Genomic DNA, 14,196 nt, shown 5'->3' on the forward strand with positions numbered 1-14,196 from the left:
TCGCGGCGACGCCCGCACCCGGCGGGCTTTCAGGCTTCTTGATGGACCAACCTCAATCGTTCGACGGCGCCGGCGTTCCTGATCCTGTCGGCGGGGCGGCTCGCGCCACCCTGATGGGCACGCTGGCGCATCTGTGGCCCTATATCTGGCCGGGCGACCGCTTCGACCTGAAGATGCGCGTGGTCTGGTCGATGGTGCTGCTCCTCGCGGCCAAGCTGATCACGCTCACCGTGCCGTTCAGCTTCAAATGGGCGACGGACGCGCTGACAGGAGCCAACACCGCGCCGGTCGCGGCCGACAATTGGCATCTCTGGGTAATCGCCTCGCCGCTGCTGCTGACTGCGAGCTACGGCGTGATGCGCATCCTGATGGCGGTGCTGACGCAGTGGCGCGACGGCATCTTCGCCCGTGTCGCCATGCACGCGGTGCGCAAGCTTGCGACGATCACCTTCATCCACATGCATGAGCTGTCGCTGCGCTTTCACTTGGAGCGCAAGACCGGCGGCCTGACACGCGTGCTCGAGCGCGGCCGCGAGGGCATCGAGGTCATTGTGCGCATGGTGATCCTCCAGCTGATCCCGACCATCGTCGAGGTCTCGCTGCTGATGGCCGTGCTGCTCTGGCAGTTCGACTGGCGCTACGTGATCGCGACGCTGATCACGGTCGCGGTCTACATGTACTATACCTACATCGCGACCGAGTGGCGGATCGGCATCCGCCGCAAGATGAACGATTCCGACACCGAGGCGAACACCAAGGCGATCGACTCGCTGCTCAACTACGAGACCGTCAAATATTTCGGCGCCGAGGCGCGCGAGGCGCAGCGCTACGACCGCTCGGTCGCGCGCTACGAGGAGTCCAGCGTTCAGGCCTATACCTCGCTCGCGGTGCTCAACACCGGCCAGGCCGTGATCTTCACGCTCGGGCTGACCGCGACCATGCTGATGTGCGCGATCGGCGTGCGCAACGGCACCAATACGGTCGGCGATTTCGTGCTGGTCAACGCCATGATGATTCAGCTCTACCAGCCGCTGAATTTCATGGGCATGGTCTATCGCGAGATCAAGCAGGCCATCATCGACATCGAGAAGATGTTCGGCGTGCTGGGCCGTGAGGCCGAGATCAAGGATGCGCCCGACGCGGAGCCGCTCGTCATCTCTGCCGGCACCGTGCGTTTCGAGGATGTGCGCTTTGCCTATGAGCCGAACCGGCCGATCCTGAAAGGCATCAGCTTCGAGGTGCCCGCCGGCAAGACGGTCGCGATCGTCGGCCCATCCGGCGCCGGCAAGTCCACGATCTCGCGGCTGCTGTTCCGCCTCTACGACGTCTCCGGCGGCAAGATCCTGATCGACGGCCAGGACATCCGCGACGTCACGCAAGCGAGCTTGCGCGCCGCGATCGGCATGGTGCCGCAGGACACCGTGCTGTTCAACGACACCATCCGCTACAACATCCGCTACGGCCGCTGGGACGCCAGCGATGCAGAGGTCGAGGAGGCCGCGCGGCTGGCGCAGATCGACCATTTCATCCGCATGTCGCCGAAGGGCTACGAGACCCAGGTCGGCGAGCGCGGCCTGAAACTGTCAGGCGGCGAGAAGCAGCGCGTCGCGATCGCGCGCACCGTGCTGAAGGCACCGCCGATCCTGGTGCTCGACGAGGCGACCTCGGCGCTCGACACCCATACCGAGCACGAGATTCAGGGCGCGCTCGACCGCGTGGCGAAGAACCGCACCTCGCTGGTGATCGCGCACCGGCTGTCCACCATCGTCGGCGCGGACGAGATTATCGTGCTGGAGCAGGGCCGGATCGCCGAGCGTGGCACCCACGCCAAACTGCTCGGGCAGGGCGGACTCTATGCCAGCATGTGGAACAGGCAGCGCGAGGCCGAGGCGGCCCGCGAGAAACTGGCCCAGATGGCCGATTCCAGCGAGGCGCCCAATCGGGAGCCGCCGCAGGTCGATGACGTCCTTGCGACGCCTGCGGCAGCGGAGTGACCTTGTCTCCGGTCCCAACTCTGGCCTAAACAGGCCCGCGCGACGACCCGTGCGTTTAACCCCGATCGGCAGATAGCGATGTCCATTCTCGATTCGATCCAGCGTCAGATTCCGCCGATCCACAAGGAGGGCTATCCCTTCATCGGTGGCTTTGCGCTGGCAAGCCTTATCCTGTTCTGGCTGTGGTCGCCGCTGGGCTGGATCGGCACGATCCTGACTGTGTGGTGCGCGCTGTTCTTCCGCGATCCCGTCCGGGTGACGCCGGTGCGTGAGGGGCTCGTGGTGTCGCCGGCCGACGGTCGCGTCTCCATGATCACCATGGCGTTGCCGCCGGCCGAACTCGGCCTCGGCGACCGGCCGCTGCCGCGCATCTCGGTGTTCATGAGCGTGTTCAATTGCCATGTGAACCGTGCTCCCGTAGCGGGCAGGGTGGACCGTATCGCCTATCGACCCGGCCTGTTCATCAATGCCGAACTCGACAAGGCGAGCGAGGACAATGAGCGCAACTCGCTGGTGATCTCGACGCCGACGGCGCGGATCGGCGTGGTGCAGATCGCAGGACTCGTCGCCAAGCGCATCGTCTGCTTCGTGAAGGAGGGGCAGGCGATCGGCGCCGGCGAGCGCTTTGGCCTGATCCGCTTCGGCTCGCGCCTCGACGTCTATTTGCCTGTCGGCACCAAGGCGCTGGTCTCGGAGGGGCAGACCGCGATCGCGGGCGAGACGATCTTGGCCGATCTTGCCGGCGACGACCCGAGCCGCGCCTTTCGCGCCAATTAACCAATAGTCGGTCCTCGGGGGCCTTCCGCCGCAATGGCGGAGGGGAGCCCGGCTTGCTATATCTCTCCTTGAGATAAGGACGAGCCATGCAGCCCTATGATTTGAGAGATCCCGATGCGCGCCGCCGGCGGTTCCGCCCGATCCCGGTGCGGATGCTGGTACCCAACGTCATCACGCTGCTGGCGATCTGCGCCGGCCTGACCGCGATCCGGTTGTCAATCGAGGGGCGGATGACGCTTGCGGTCTACGCCATCGTGTTCGCCGCCGCGCTCGACGGCATCGACGGCCGCATCGCGCGCATGATCAAGGGCCAATCCAAGTTCGGCGCCGAACTCGACAGTCTCGCCGACTTCGTGAATTTCGGCGTGGCGCCCGGCCTGATGCTGTATTTCTGGCAGCTGCACGAACTCGGCAATGCCGGCTGGATCGCGGCCATGGTGTTTGCGATCTCGATGTGTCTCCGCCTCGCGCGCTTCAACGCCACGCTGGACGATCCGAACAAGCCGGCCTTCGCCGCCAATTTCTTCACCGGCGTTCCGGCGCCGGCCGGCGCCATCACGGTGATGTTGCCGATCTACGCGGCGTTCCTGGACCTCGGGCGCTGGCCCGCGGCCCTGACGGCCGGCTACACGCTGCTGATCGCTTTCCTGATGGTGTCGCGCCTGCCGGTGTTCTCCGGCAAGAGCATGCGCATGCGGGTGCCGCCGGAGCTGGTGCTGCCGGCCTTCGTCGGCGTGGTCTTCTTCATTGCGCTGCTGATCAGCTATCCCTGGTACGTGCTGTCGATCGGCACGGTGCTGTATCTGCTCGCTTTGCCGCTCGGCTACAAATCCTATCGCGACCAGGCGCGCGCGATGGGAAGCGCCGCGCAATCCGGCGGCGAGGTGCCGTCGCCGCCTTCGGCGCCGACGCTGGCAAACCTGTCGGAGCCGCCGCACGACGACGACGATCGGCCCGGACGGCTGCACTAAACGGTCTTCGCGGATATCTGCCATGAGGTGTGCCGAGTTGGGTTGAGGCCCGATCTCGGCTATATCGCCCTGTGCCGGCGGCACCGCGCCAACAGCGGCCGCCAATCTGGGAGAGAACGCCGTGACTGATAAAGCGACCGGGCCGCTGCCCGCTTCCGTCCTCGACGCGCTGGGCCGCTACGACACCCCGACGATCTGCAATGCGATGGAGGTCGTGGCGCCCGAGCGCCGCCTGATCGGCTACACCACCAAGCCGCTGGTTTGCCCGTTCCCGGACCTGCCGCCGATGGTCGGCTATGCCCGCACGGTCGCGATCCGCTCGGTGCTGAAGTCGTCGCTGCCGGCTGAAGAGCAGTCCAGGCGCCGCATCGAATATTACGAATATGTCGGCACCGGCCATGGTCCGCGCATCTCGGTGATCCAGGACATCGACGGTCCCGACGTCGGCTACGGCGCGTTCTGGGGCGAGGTGCAGAGCAACGTGCACAAGGCGCTCGGCTGCCTCGGCGTCATCACTGACGGCTCGATCCGCGACATCCCGCAATGGGCGCCGGGCTTCCAGGCGCTGGCCGGCTCGATCGGCCCGTCGCATGCCTGGGTGCACGCCGAGAGTTTTGGCGGCGAGGTGCGCGTCGCCGGCATGACCGTGAGGTCCGATGATCTCATTCATGCCGACCAGCACGGCGCCATCGTGATCCCGCTCGACATTGCCGCCAAGCTTCCGGAGGCTGCCGAACTCTGCGGCCGCCGCGAAACGCCGATCCTCGAGATCGCCCGCAGCCCCGACTTCTCGCTGGAGAAGCTGAAGGCCGCACTGAAGCGCTCGGCGGAGATCCACTAACCCTGGAGCGAACGCCATGGACATGCGCGGCAAGACGGTGCTGATCACGGGGTCGACCGATGGTGTCGGGCGCTATGTTGCCACCCGCCTTGCCGCCGAAGGCGCGAACGTGCTGATCCATGGCCGGAGCGCTGCGCGCGCAAAGGCGCTGATCGACGAGATCGCGAAGGATGGCCATGCTGCGCCGACCTTCTATCAGGCCGATCTATCGTCGATGGCAGGCACGCGCGAGCTTGCGGCGGCTGTGATCCGCGATCACGACCGCCTGGACGTCTTCGTCAGCAACGCCGGCATCGGCTCGCAGAATGACGGGCCGCAACGGCAGGAGAGCCGTGACGGTCACGAACTGCGCTTTGCCGTGAACTATCTCTCGGGTTTCCTGCTCGCTCATCTGCTATTGCCAATGTTGAAAGCCGCCGCACCTTCACGCATCGTCAACGTCGCCTCGCTCGGCCAGCATCCGATCGATTTCGACGACGTCGTGATCACGAAGGGCTACAGCGGCTCGCGCGCCTACGCGCAGAGCAAGCTGTCGCAGATCATGTTCACGATCGATCTCGCGGAGCAATTGAGGAGCGACCGGATCACCGTGAACGCGCTGCATCCGGCGACCTACATGAACACCACGATGGTGCGCGCCGGCGGCATTGCGCCGATGTCGACAGTGGAGCAGGGCGGCGCGGCGATCCTGCATCTGGTCGAAGGCGACGACGTGGCCGGGAAGAGCGGCCTGTTCTTCAACGGCATGAACGAGGCGCGCGCCAATCCGCAGGCCTATGATGCCGATGCGCGCAGCCGCCTGCGCGCGCTCAGCCTGGAGCTGGCAGGCCTGTCGTCCTGACGGCCTCCTTTATGGTTAGCAAAGCCTTGAGATTCCTGTCGCGGAACGGCAAAGCCGCCGTGCTTTGAGGCACGCGCGCCGCTCCGTCGCGGCAACCGAACTTAACCTTTACGCGGCTTTAAGGTCGCCTCTCTAGGGTTTCCGATGCGGTTCGGGTTGGGCCGCACCATCGGCCAGGATGGCCGTTGTTGCGTTCGCGTTGGAGTCTCCCATGGATATTATGACAGGCGTCGGGCTTGTGGGCGGCTTGGCTGTTATCGTGCTCATGGTGTTCATGGGCGGCGATCTCGGCATGTTCCTCAGCGACCATGCGGCGATCATCATCTTTGGTGGCTCGGGCGCCGCGACCATGATCCGCTTTCCACTCTCCGTGCTGGTGCACGGCCTGCCGCTCGGCATGAAGTTCGCGTTCACAATGAGCCGGCTGTCGGCACACGACCTCGTGGACGAACTCGCCCGCATCGCCGAAATCGCCCGCAAGCAGGGTCCGGTCGGCCTGGAAAAGGTCGAGACCGACGAGCCGTTCCTCGCTAAGGGCATTCGCTACGTCGCCGACGGCTACGACCTCGATTTCATCCGGGACAATCTGGAGCGCGACCGCGACAATTTCCTGTTGCACCTCAACGAAGGCAGCAAGATCTACCGCGCCGTCGGCGACTGCGCGCCTGCGTTCGGCATGATCGGAACGCTGATCGGCATGGTGCAGATGTTCTCGAACATGTCGGATCCCTCGAAGCTCGGCCCGTTCATGGCGACCGCTCTGCTCGCAACGCTCTACGGTGCGCTCGTCGCGAACCTGCTCTGCCTGCCGATCGCCGACAAGCTGCACACCAAGCTGATCGACGAGGAAACCAACCGCACGCTGATCATCGACGGCATTCTGATGATCCGCGACTCCAAGAGCCCGACTTTGGTGCGCGAAATGCTGCTGGCCTATCTGCCCGAGAAGCACCGTCACGCCGAAGGCGAGCCGGTTCCGGCTTGATGCCGGACACCGGGATCTGAGCGATGGCAAAGAAAAAGCGCGAGGAAGCACACGGCGGCCATGGCTGGTTCGTGACATTTGCGGATCTCATGGCGCTGTTGCTGGCGTTCTTCGTGATGCTGGTCGCGTTCTCGACCCAGGACGCCAACAAGTTGAAGATCGTCGCAGGCTCCATGCGCGAGGCCTTCGGTGTCCAGAGCGAAGCGCGCTACTCCGGCATCGTCGAATCCGACGGCCTGCCGACGCGCCCGCGGCTGAAAAACGTCGATCACATCCAGCCCGAGGAGGCCTCCAACACGCCGACGCCGGACCAGGAGGATCGCGACAAGACGTCGGGCGCGAAGATCAAGATCGACCGCAATTTTGCGCTCGCCGCGGCCTCGCTGCGCCAGGCGCTGCAGGACATGCCGGAACTGACCGAGATGTCCAAGCACATCATGTTCGAGGAGACCAAGCAGGGCCTCAATCTCGAGATCGTCGACCAGGACGGCCGTTCGATGTTCGCCGACGGCTCCAAGGTGCCGCTTGATCGCACCCGCCGCCTGATCGAGAAGCTTGCGATTCCGCTGAAAGCGACGCCGCTCCGCGTCTCCATCGCCGGCCATACCGCGGCCGGCTTCGTTCCGACCCGCAGCGACTACGGCGCCTTCGACCTGTCGGCCGACCGCGCCAACGCCGTGCGCCAGATCCTGGAGCGGGAGGGCCTGCCGGCCTCCCACATCTTCGCCGTCGCCGGCAAGGCGGACACCCAGCCGCTGTTTCCGGACGATCCCTCGCTCGCCGCCAACCGACGCGTGACCATCACCCTGATGCGCGAAGATCCGCCGCTGCCGCCGAATCTGAAGCCGTAACCCCCTTGCGCTACCATCTTACCTGAGGCATCAGTCGCGCAGGCGACGTGCGTGGCCGCGCCGTCACAGCATCCGTCTCCGCGCCTGCTAAGGTGGGGTGCCGATTGACAGGCGCGCCGGAAGCGTCAAAAGGCGCCGGATCAAATTCAGGGACGAAGCGTTTTCCACCTTCATGACGGCGAGCATCACACAGGCCGAGACCCAGGAAGGGCCGGTCACCTCGGGTTTTTGGGCGCTCACGCTCGGGAGCATCGGCGTCGTTTTCGGCGACATCGGCACCTCGCCGCTCTACGCATTCCACGAGGCTGTCCGGGGCGCAGCGCATGGCGAGCCTCTGACGCGGGCCATGGTGCTCGGCGTGCTCTCGCTGATCCTGTGGGCCCTCCTGATCGTCGTCACCGCCAAATACGTGCTGCTGCTGCTGCGCGCCGACAACAACGGGGAGGGCGGCACGCTCTCGCTGATGGCGCTCGGCCAGCGCGCGCTCGGGCGCCGAAGCTGGTTCCTGCTCGCGCTCGGCGTCGTCGGCGCCTCCATGTTCATCGGCGATTCCATGATCACCCCGGCGATCTCGGTGCTGTCGGCGGTCGAAGGCCTCAAGCTCGCGACGCCCGCGTTGGAGCACTACGTCGTACCGCTCACCGTCATCATCCTGGTGTTGTTGTTCGCAGTGCAGAGCAAGGGCACGGCGCTGGTGGCCTCGGCCTTCGGGCCGGTGATGGTGGTCTGGTTCACCGTTCTTGCGGTGATGGGCGCCGTTCACATCGCCGATGATCCGTCCGTGCTCGCCGCGATCAATCCGTATTACGCGCTGCAATTCCTGCTGTCGCACGGCACCATCGGCCTCGTGACGCTGGGCGCCGTATTCCTGGCAGTGACCGGCGGTGAAGCGCTCTACGCCGATCTCGGTCATTTCGGCCGCAAGCCGATCCAGTCGGCCTGGATGTTCTTCGTGCTGCCTGCGCTGCTGATCAACTATTTCGGGCAGGGCGCGTTGGTGCTGTCCGATCCGGGCGCAATCGAGCATTCGTTCTACCGCATGGTGCCGGAGCATCTGGTGCTGCCGCTGGTCGGGCTCGCCACCGCCGCGACCGTGATCGCGAGCCAGGCCGTGATCACCGGCGCCTATTCGCTGGTCTATCAGGCCGTGCAGCTCGGCCTGCTGCCGCGCTTCGAGGTCCGCTACACCTCCGAGACCCACGCCGGGCAGATCTATCTGCCGCGCGTCAATCGCCTGCTGCTGATCGGCGTGATGCTGTTGGTGCTGCTGTTCCACACCCCCAGCAATCTCGCGTCGGCCTATGGCATCGCGGTGTCCACCACCATGGTCGCCGACGGCGTCATGGGTTTTGTCGTGATCTGGAAGTTGTGGAACTGGCGTGCGGCGACGGCTGCCGCGGTGATCATGCCCTTCGTCGTCGTCGACATCAGCTTCTTCAGCGCCAATCTCCTCAAGCTGCTCGAGGGCGCATGGGTGCCATTGCTGTTCGGCGCGGCCATGGCCGGGACGATCTGGACCTGGCGCAAGGGGACCGGCATCCTGCTGCAGAAGACGCGCCGGATCGAGGTGCCGCTGGACGATCTGATCCGGAGCCTCGAGAAGCGCTCGCCGCACATCGTCAAGGGCACCGCGGTGTTCCTAACCAGCGATCCCGCCTTTGTCCCGACCGCGCTGCTGCACAACCTCAAGCACAACAAGGTGCTGCACGAGCACAACGTGATCCTGACCATCGAGACCGCGCACACGCCGCGGGTCGATCTGTCCGAGCGGTTCCGGATGGAGAAGATCAGCGACAAGTTCTTCAAGGTCCGGCTGCGCTTCGGCTTCATGGAGCAGCCGAACGTGCCCAAGGCGCTCGCCATCGCGCGCAAGCAGGGCTGGCAGTTCGACATCATGTCGACATCGTTCTTCGTGTCGCGGAGATCGCTGAAGGCCTCGGCGCAGTCGGGCATGCCGCTCTGGCAGGACCATCTGTTCATCGCGCTGAGCCGGTCCGCGAACGACGCGACCGACTATTTCCAGATTCCCACCGGGCGGGTGGTTGAAGTCGGGACTCAGGTCACCATCTAAACGCAATTGGTGGAACCATGCAGATTTGCATGCCTAGGGCCCGAAATCGGTCTAGGCTATGCCGGTAGCGCAGGACTATAAGCCGCGCGCCCTTCCGCCATTGTGCAGTGAAGCATTTTAGAGGCCATCAGGCTCTCCCATGACAAGTGACGTAGCAGTTCCCGCCCCGGAAACGGCGGCGGCCAATGGGCATGGCGACGCCCACACCACGGCCGCTTTCGGCGCGTTGACGCTCGGCAGCATCGGCGTCGTCTATGGCGATATCGGCACCAGCCCGCTCTACGCGTTCCGCGAGGCGGTGATGGCGGCCTCAGGGGCGGAGGGTGCCCCGACGCCGGCGGCCATCCTGGGCGTGGCTTCCCTGATCCTCTGGGCGCTGATCGTCGTGGTGACGCTGAAATACGTCGTGATCCTGCTCCGCGCCGACAACAATGGCGAGGGCGGTACGCTGGCGCTGATGGCACTGGCCCAGCGGGCGGTCGGCACCCGTGGGGCGACCATCGTGCTGCTCGGCATCATCTCGGGCGCGCTGTTCTACGGCGATGCCGTGATCACGCCCGCGCTCTCGGTGCTGTCCGCGATCGAAGGCATGAAGGATGTCACGTTGCGGTTCGAGCCCTATATCGTGCCGCTGACCGTGATCATCCTGGTCTGCCTGTTCGCCGTCCAGTCACGCGGCACGGCGCGCGTTGCGGCGTTCTTCGGTCCGATCATGTGCGTGTGGTTCGCGGTCCTCGCGATCGCGGCGATCCACCCCATTATCCAGCACCCGCAGATCCTGTACGCGCTGAACCCGTTCTACGCCGTGTCCTTCATGCTCCACCACGGCATCATCGGCTTCGTGACGCTGGGCGCGGTGTTCCTGGCGGTTACCGGCGCCGAGGCGCTTTATGCGGACCTCGGCCATTTCGGCAAGCGGCCGATCCAGACCGCCTGGCTGTTCATCGTGCTGCCGTCGCTGGCGCTGAACTATCTGGGGCAGGGCGCGCTCGTGCTCGGCGATCCCGGCGCGATCGAGAGCCCGTTCTTTCAGCTGTTTCCGCAGGGCTGGATCCGCGGCGGCATGGTCGTGCTCGCGACCGCCGCGACCGTCATCGCCAGCCAGGCCGTCATCACCGGCGCCTATTCGCTGACCCGCCAGGCGATCCAGCTTGGCCTCCTGCCGCGCTTTGAAATTCGCCATACGTCTGAAGCCCATTCCGGCCAGATCTTCATCCCGCGCATCAACCAGCTGCTGCTGGTTGCGGTGGTGCTGCTGGTGCTGCTGTTCCGCTCCTCCAGTGCGCTGGCCTCGGCCTATGGCATCTCGGTTACCGGCACCATGGTGGTCACGGCGATGATGGGCTTTGTCGTGATCTGGAAGGTCTGGCGGTGGTCGCCGTTCGCGGCCGCGGCCCTGATCACGCCATTCCTGTTCCTCGATCTGACGTTCCTCGCCGCCAATTTGCTCAAGGTGTTCGAGGGCGGCTGGGTGCCGCTGGCGCTCGGTGCGCTCATGATCATCCTGATGTATACGTGGCGGCGCGGCAGCCGGCTCTTGTTCGAGAAGTCGCGCAAGCTCGAATTTCCGCTCGCCGACCTCGTCGCCATGCTGGAGAAGCGGCCGCCGCAGCGGGTGCCTGGAACGGCCGTGTTCCTGACCTCCGACCCGCTCAGCGCGCCGACCGCGCTGATGCACAGTCTGAAGCACTACAAGGTGCTGCACGAGAAGAACGTCATTCTCACCATCGAGACCGCGCAGACCCCGCGGATCGATCCGGCCGAGCGGGTCAAGCTGGAGCAGATCTCGCCGACCTTCTCCAAGGTGACGCTGAAGTTCGGCTTCATGGAATCGCCCAACGTGCCGAAGGCCCTCGCCATCGCCCGCAAGCTGGGCTGGCAGTTCGACATCATGTCGACCTCGTTCTTCCTGTCGCGCCGGGCCCTCAAGCCGGCCGCCCATTCCGGCATGCCGCGCTGGCAGGACCGCCTGTTCATCTCACTCAGCCGCTCCGCCAACGACGCCACCGACTATTTCCAGATCCCCTCGGGGCGCGTCGTCGAGGTCGGCACCCAGGTGACGATCTAGGCCCAGGCTTCAAAGCAGGCTTCAAGTCGCTGCGATTTAGCTTTAACTTGCGCAAGGCAGCTCAAGCCTTTGTAGCGCTTGATTTTCGTCGGGCGAGAGGCGAGGTTGCCGCCCGCCGGGATCGCCCCGGCCGGTGACTTGCGACGTTGGAGGATGAAGTGGCGCATCAAGTACAGGATCTGACCCCGGACGAGGTTTCCAAGGGCGTCGCGGAAGGCCGCTATCTCCTGGTCGACGTGCGCGAGCCGAACGAGGTCGAGGCCGAGGCCTATCCCTATGGCGTCGTCGTGCCGCTGTCGACCTTCGATCCCAAGGCGATCCCGGATCCCGCCGGCAAGGAGGTCGTGTTCGCCTGCCGCTCCGGCAAGCGCTCCGTGACCGCTTCGCTCGCGGCGCAGGCGGCGGGCCTGCCTTACGACAAGCATCTGGCCGGCGGCATGCTCGGCTGGAAGGCGGCCGGGCTGCCCAGCAAGGTCGGCGGCTAAGCTCGCGATGACCAAGAGCTCTTCGCTGAACAAGGTCTTCGCCGACCTTCCGGTCACCATCTTCGAGGCGATGTCGCAGGCTGCCCGCGACAATGCCGCCATCAATCTCGGCCAGGGTTTTCCCGATGATCCCGGCCCCGAGGACATCCGCCGCGCCGCGGCCGACGCCTCGCTGAACGGCTACAACCAGTACCCCTCAATGATGGGCCTGCCGGAACTGCGCCAGGCGATCGCGACCCATTACGGCCACTGGCACGGGCTGAAGCTCGATCCGATGAGCGAGGTGATGGTGACCTCCGGCGGCACCGAGGCGCTGACCTCGGCGATCCTCGCGGTGGTCCAGCCCGGCGACGAGGTGGTCTGCTTCCAGCCGGTCTACGATTCCTATCTGCCGATCATCCGCCAGGCCGGCGGCATTCCGCGCCTGGTTCGTCTCGAGCCGCCGCACTGGCGCTTGAACGAGGACATGCTGAAAAGCGTGTTCAATTCAAAGACCAAGGCGGTGCTGTTCAACAATCCCTTGAATCCTTCGGCGGTGGTCTATCCGCGCGAGGACCTCGAACTGCTCGCACGCTACTGCCAGGAGTTCGACGTCATCGCGATCTGCGATGAGGTCTGGGAGCACGTCACCTTCGACGAGCACAAGCACATCCCGCTGATCACCATCCCCGGCATGCGCGAGCGCACCATCAAGGTCGGCTCGGCCGGAAAAATCTTCTCGCTGACGGGCTGGAAGATCGGCTTCGTCTGTGCGGCGCCGCCGCTGCTGCGGGTGGCGGCCAAGGTGCACCAGTTCCTGACCTTCACCACCGCGCCGAACCTGCAGGCCGCCGTCGCCTACGGCCTCGGCAAGTCCGACGACTACTTCCTGTCGATGCGCAAGGATCTGACGCGGAGCAGGGACCGCCTGACCAAGGGGCTGGAGAGCCTCGGCTTCCCCGTGCTGAAGTCGCAAGGCACCTACTTCCTCACCGTCGACCTGTCGCCGCTCGGACTCAACGAGAGCGACACCGAGTTCTGCTGGCGCATCGTGAAGGACTACAAGGTCGCGGCGATCCCGGTCTCGGCGTTCTACGAGCAGGACCCGGTGACCTCAGTGGTGCGCTTCTGCTTTGCCAAGAAGGACCAGACGCTGGACACCGCGCTGGAGCGGCTGTCTGACGCGGTGCGTGGACGCAAGAGGTAGACAGAGATGACCAATGTCAGCCGCTCTCGCTTTGGTCTCGCGATCGCCGCAGCGCTGACGTTGCTTTCCGCCCCTGCCGGGGCCGAGGAGCGGGTCGTCAACTTCTACAACTGGTCGAACTACATGGCGCCTGATGTCCTCGAGGCGTTCACGAAGGAGACCGGCATCAAGGTGGTCTACGACACCTTCGACGCCAACGAGACGCTGGAGACGCGCCTGATGGCCGGCAAGTCCGGCTACGACGTCGTGGTGCCCACGGCGTATTTCCTGCAGCGCCAGATCAAGGCCAACATCTTCCAGAAGCTCGACAAGGCGAAGCTGCCGAACCTCGCTAATGCCTGGCCGGTGGTGACGCAGCGCCTCGCCACCTACGACCCCGGCAACGTCTATGCCGCGAACTACATGTGGGGCACGACGGGCATCGGCTACAACGTCGCCAAGGTGAAGCAGATCCTCGGTCCCGACGCCAAGATCGACAGCTGGGACATCGTCTTCAAGCCGGAGAACCTCGCCAAGTTCAAAGACTGCGGCGTGCACATGCTCGACTCCGCCGACGACATCTTTCCGGCGGCGCTGAGCTGGCTCGGGCTCGATCCGAATTCGACCAAGCCGGCCGACCTCGAGAAGGCCGCCGATGCCGTCGCCAAGGTCCGCCCGTCCGTGCGCAAGTTTCACTCGTCCGAATATCTGAGCGCGCTCGCCACCGGCGAGATCTGCTTCGTGGTCGGCTGGTCCGGCGACATCATGCAGGCCCGCGCGCGGGCGGCGGAAGCCAAGAGCGGCATCGAGATCGGCTACACCATCCCGAAGGAGGGCGCGCAGATGTTCTTCGACAATCTCGCGATCCCCGCGGATGCCAAGAACGTCGCGGAAGCCTACGAGCTGATCAACTATCTCTATCGTCCTGATGTCGCCGCCAAGAACTCGGACTTCCTGTCCTACGCCAACGGCAACCTCGCCAGCCAGAAGCTGGTCGATCCGAAGATCCTGGGCGACAAGAACATCTATCCGGACGAGGCGACGCTTTCAAAACTGTTCGTCATCACGGCCCGCGAGCCGGCGACTCAGCGCATCATCAACCGGCTCTGGACCAAGGTGAAGACGGGGCGGTAGGCGCCTCGTCAGC

Annotated in this window: 12 protein-coding genes; all 12 read left to right on the forward strand. The window is 65.0% G+C overall.

The features are described from left to right. The first annotated feature begins 41 nt into the window (after positions 1–41). Positions 42–1,994 carry an ABCB family ABC transporter ATP-binding protein/permease gene (locus HYH08_RS00260; protein WP_220007738.1) on the forward strand — a complete coding sequence of 651 codons (1,953 nt, stop codon included), beginning with the start codon at positions 42–44 and terminating at the stop codon, positions 1,992–1,994. Positions 1,995–2,066: 72 nt separating this feature from the next. Next, the gene (locus HYH08_RS00265) at positions 2,067–2,771 is read left to right on the forward strand and encodes a phosphatidylserine decarboxylase (protein ID WP_349631393.1); all 705 of its coding nucleotides are present in this window, start codon (positions 2,067–2,069) and stop codon (positions 2,769–2,771) included. An 86-nt stretch (positions 2,772–2,857) separates the two neighbouring features. Then, a complete protein-coding gene (locus HYH08_RS00270; protein WP_220007740.1) occupies positions 2,858–3,742 on the forward strand; it encodes a CDP-alcohol phosphatidyltransferase family protein in 885 nt (294 codons plus the stop codon). 121 nt (positions 3,743–3,863) lie between these two features. After that, positions 3,864–4,583: an RraA family protein gene (locus HYH08_RS00275; RefSeq protein WP_220007741.1), complete on the forward strand. Its 720-nt coding sequence runs from the start codon at positions 3,864–3,866 to the stop codon at positions 4,581–4,583. 16 nt (positions 4,584–4,599) lie between these two features. Further along, positions 4,600–5,424: an SDR family NAD(P)-dependent oxidoreductase gene (locus tag HYH08_RS00280; RefSeq protein WP_220007742.1), complete on the forward strand. Its 825-nt coding sequence runs from the start codon at positions 4,600–4,602 to the stop codon at positions 5,422–5,424. A 211-nt stretch (positions 5,425–5,635) separates the two neighbouring features. Next, positions 5,636–6,409, forward strand: a complete 774-nt coding sequence (locus HYH08_RS00285) for a motility protein A (protein WP_220007743.1) — start codon at positions 5,636–5,638, stop codon at positions 6,407–6,409. 23 nt (positions 6,410–6,432) lie between these two features. Further along, positions 6,433–7,260 (forward strand): OmpA/MotB family protein, encoded by an 828-nt coding sequence (locus HYH08_RS00290; protein WP_220007744.1) that lies wholly within the window; start codon positions 6,433–6,435, stop codon positions 7,258–7,260. 172 nt (positions 7,261–7,432) lie between these two features. After that, positions 7,433–9,331, forward strand: a complete 1,899-nt coding sequence (locus tag HYH08_RS00295) for a potassium transporter Kup (protein WP_220007745.1) — start codon at positions 7,433–7,435, stop codon at positions 9,329–9,331. A gap of 139 nt (positions 9,332–9,470) precedes the next feature. Next, complete coding sequence (locus HYH08_RS00300; protein ID WP_220007746.1) at positions 9,471–11,399, forward strand: potassium transporter Kup; 1,929 nt, start codon at positions 9,471–9,473, stop codon at positions 11,397–11,399. A gap of 158 nt (positions 11,400–11,557) precedes the next feature. After that, positions 11,558–11,884, forward strand: coding sequence for a rhodanese-like domain-containing protein (locus HYH08_RS00305; protein ID WP_220007747.1), 327 nt, complete (start codon positions 11,558–11,560; stop codon positions 11,882–11,884). 7 nt (positions 11,885–11,891) lie between these two features. Then, positions 11,892–13,070: an aminotransferase gene (locus HYH08_RS00310; RefSeq protein WP_220007748.1), complete on the forward strand. Its 1,179-nt coding sequence runs from the start codon at positions 11,892–11,894 to the stop codon at positions 13,068–13,070. Between the two features lie 6 nt (positions 13,071–13,076). After that, positions 13,077–14,183, forward strand: coding sequence for a polyamine ABC transporter substrate-binding protein (locus HYH08_RS00315; RefSeq protein ID WP_220007749.1), 1,107 nt, complete (start codon positions 13,077–13,079; stop codon positions 14,181–14,183). Positions 14,184–14,196 lie beyond the last annotated feature (13 nt).

The organism is Bradyrhizobium sp. BR 10289 (genome assembly GCF_019455385.1).
Lineage (GTDB): Bacteria > Pseudomonadota > Alphaproteobacteria > Rhizobiales > Xanthobacteraceae > Bradyrhizobium.

Excerpts from the sequence above, each read along its gene's own strand:
- HYH08_RS00260 (WP_220007738.1), top strand. The coding sequence starts at position 42 with ATGGACCAACCTCAATCGTTCGACGGCGCCGGCGTTCCTGATCCTGTC.
- HYH08_RS00285 (WP_220007743.1), top strand. The coding sequence starts at position 5,636 with ATGGATATTATGACAGGCGTCGGGCTTGTGGGCGGCTTGGCTGTTATC.
- HYH08_RS00290 (WP_220007744.1), top strand. The coding sequence starts at position 6,433 with ATGGCAAAGAAAAAGCGCGAGGAAGCACACGGCGGCCATGGCTGGTTC.
- HYH08_RS00300 (WP_220007746.1), top strand. The coding sequence starts at position 9,471 with ATGACAAGTGACGTAGCAGTTCCCGCCCCGGAAACGGCGGCGGCCAAT.
- HYH08_RS00310 (WP_220007748.1), top strand. The coding sequence starts at position 11,892 with ATGACCAAGAGCTCTTCGCTGAACAAGGTCTTCGCCGACCTTCCGGTC.
- HYH08_RS00280 (WP_220007742.1), top strand. The coding sequence starts at position 4,600 with ATGGACATGCGCGGCAAGACGGTGCTGATCACGGGGTCGACCGATGGT.
- HYH08_RS00315 (WP_220007749.1), top strand. The coding sequence starts at position 13,077 with ATGACCAATGTCAGCCGCTCTCGCTTTGGTCTCGCGATCGCCGCAGCG.
- HYH08_RS00295 (WP_220007745.1), top strand. The coding sequence starts at position 7,433 with ATGACGGCGAGCATCACACAGGCCGAGACCCAGGAAGGGCCGGTCACC.
- HYH08_RS00270 (WP_220007740.1), top strand. The coding sequence starts at position 2,858 with ATGCAGCCCTATGATTTGAGAGATCCCGATGCGCGCCGCCGGCGGTTC.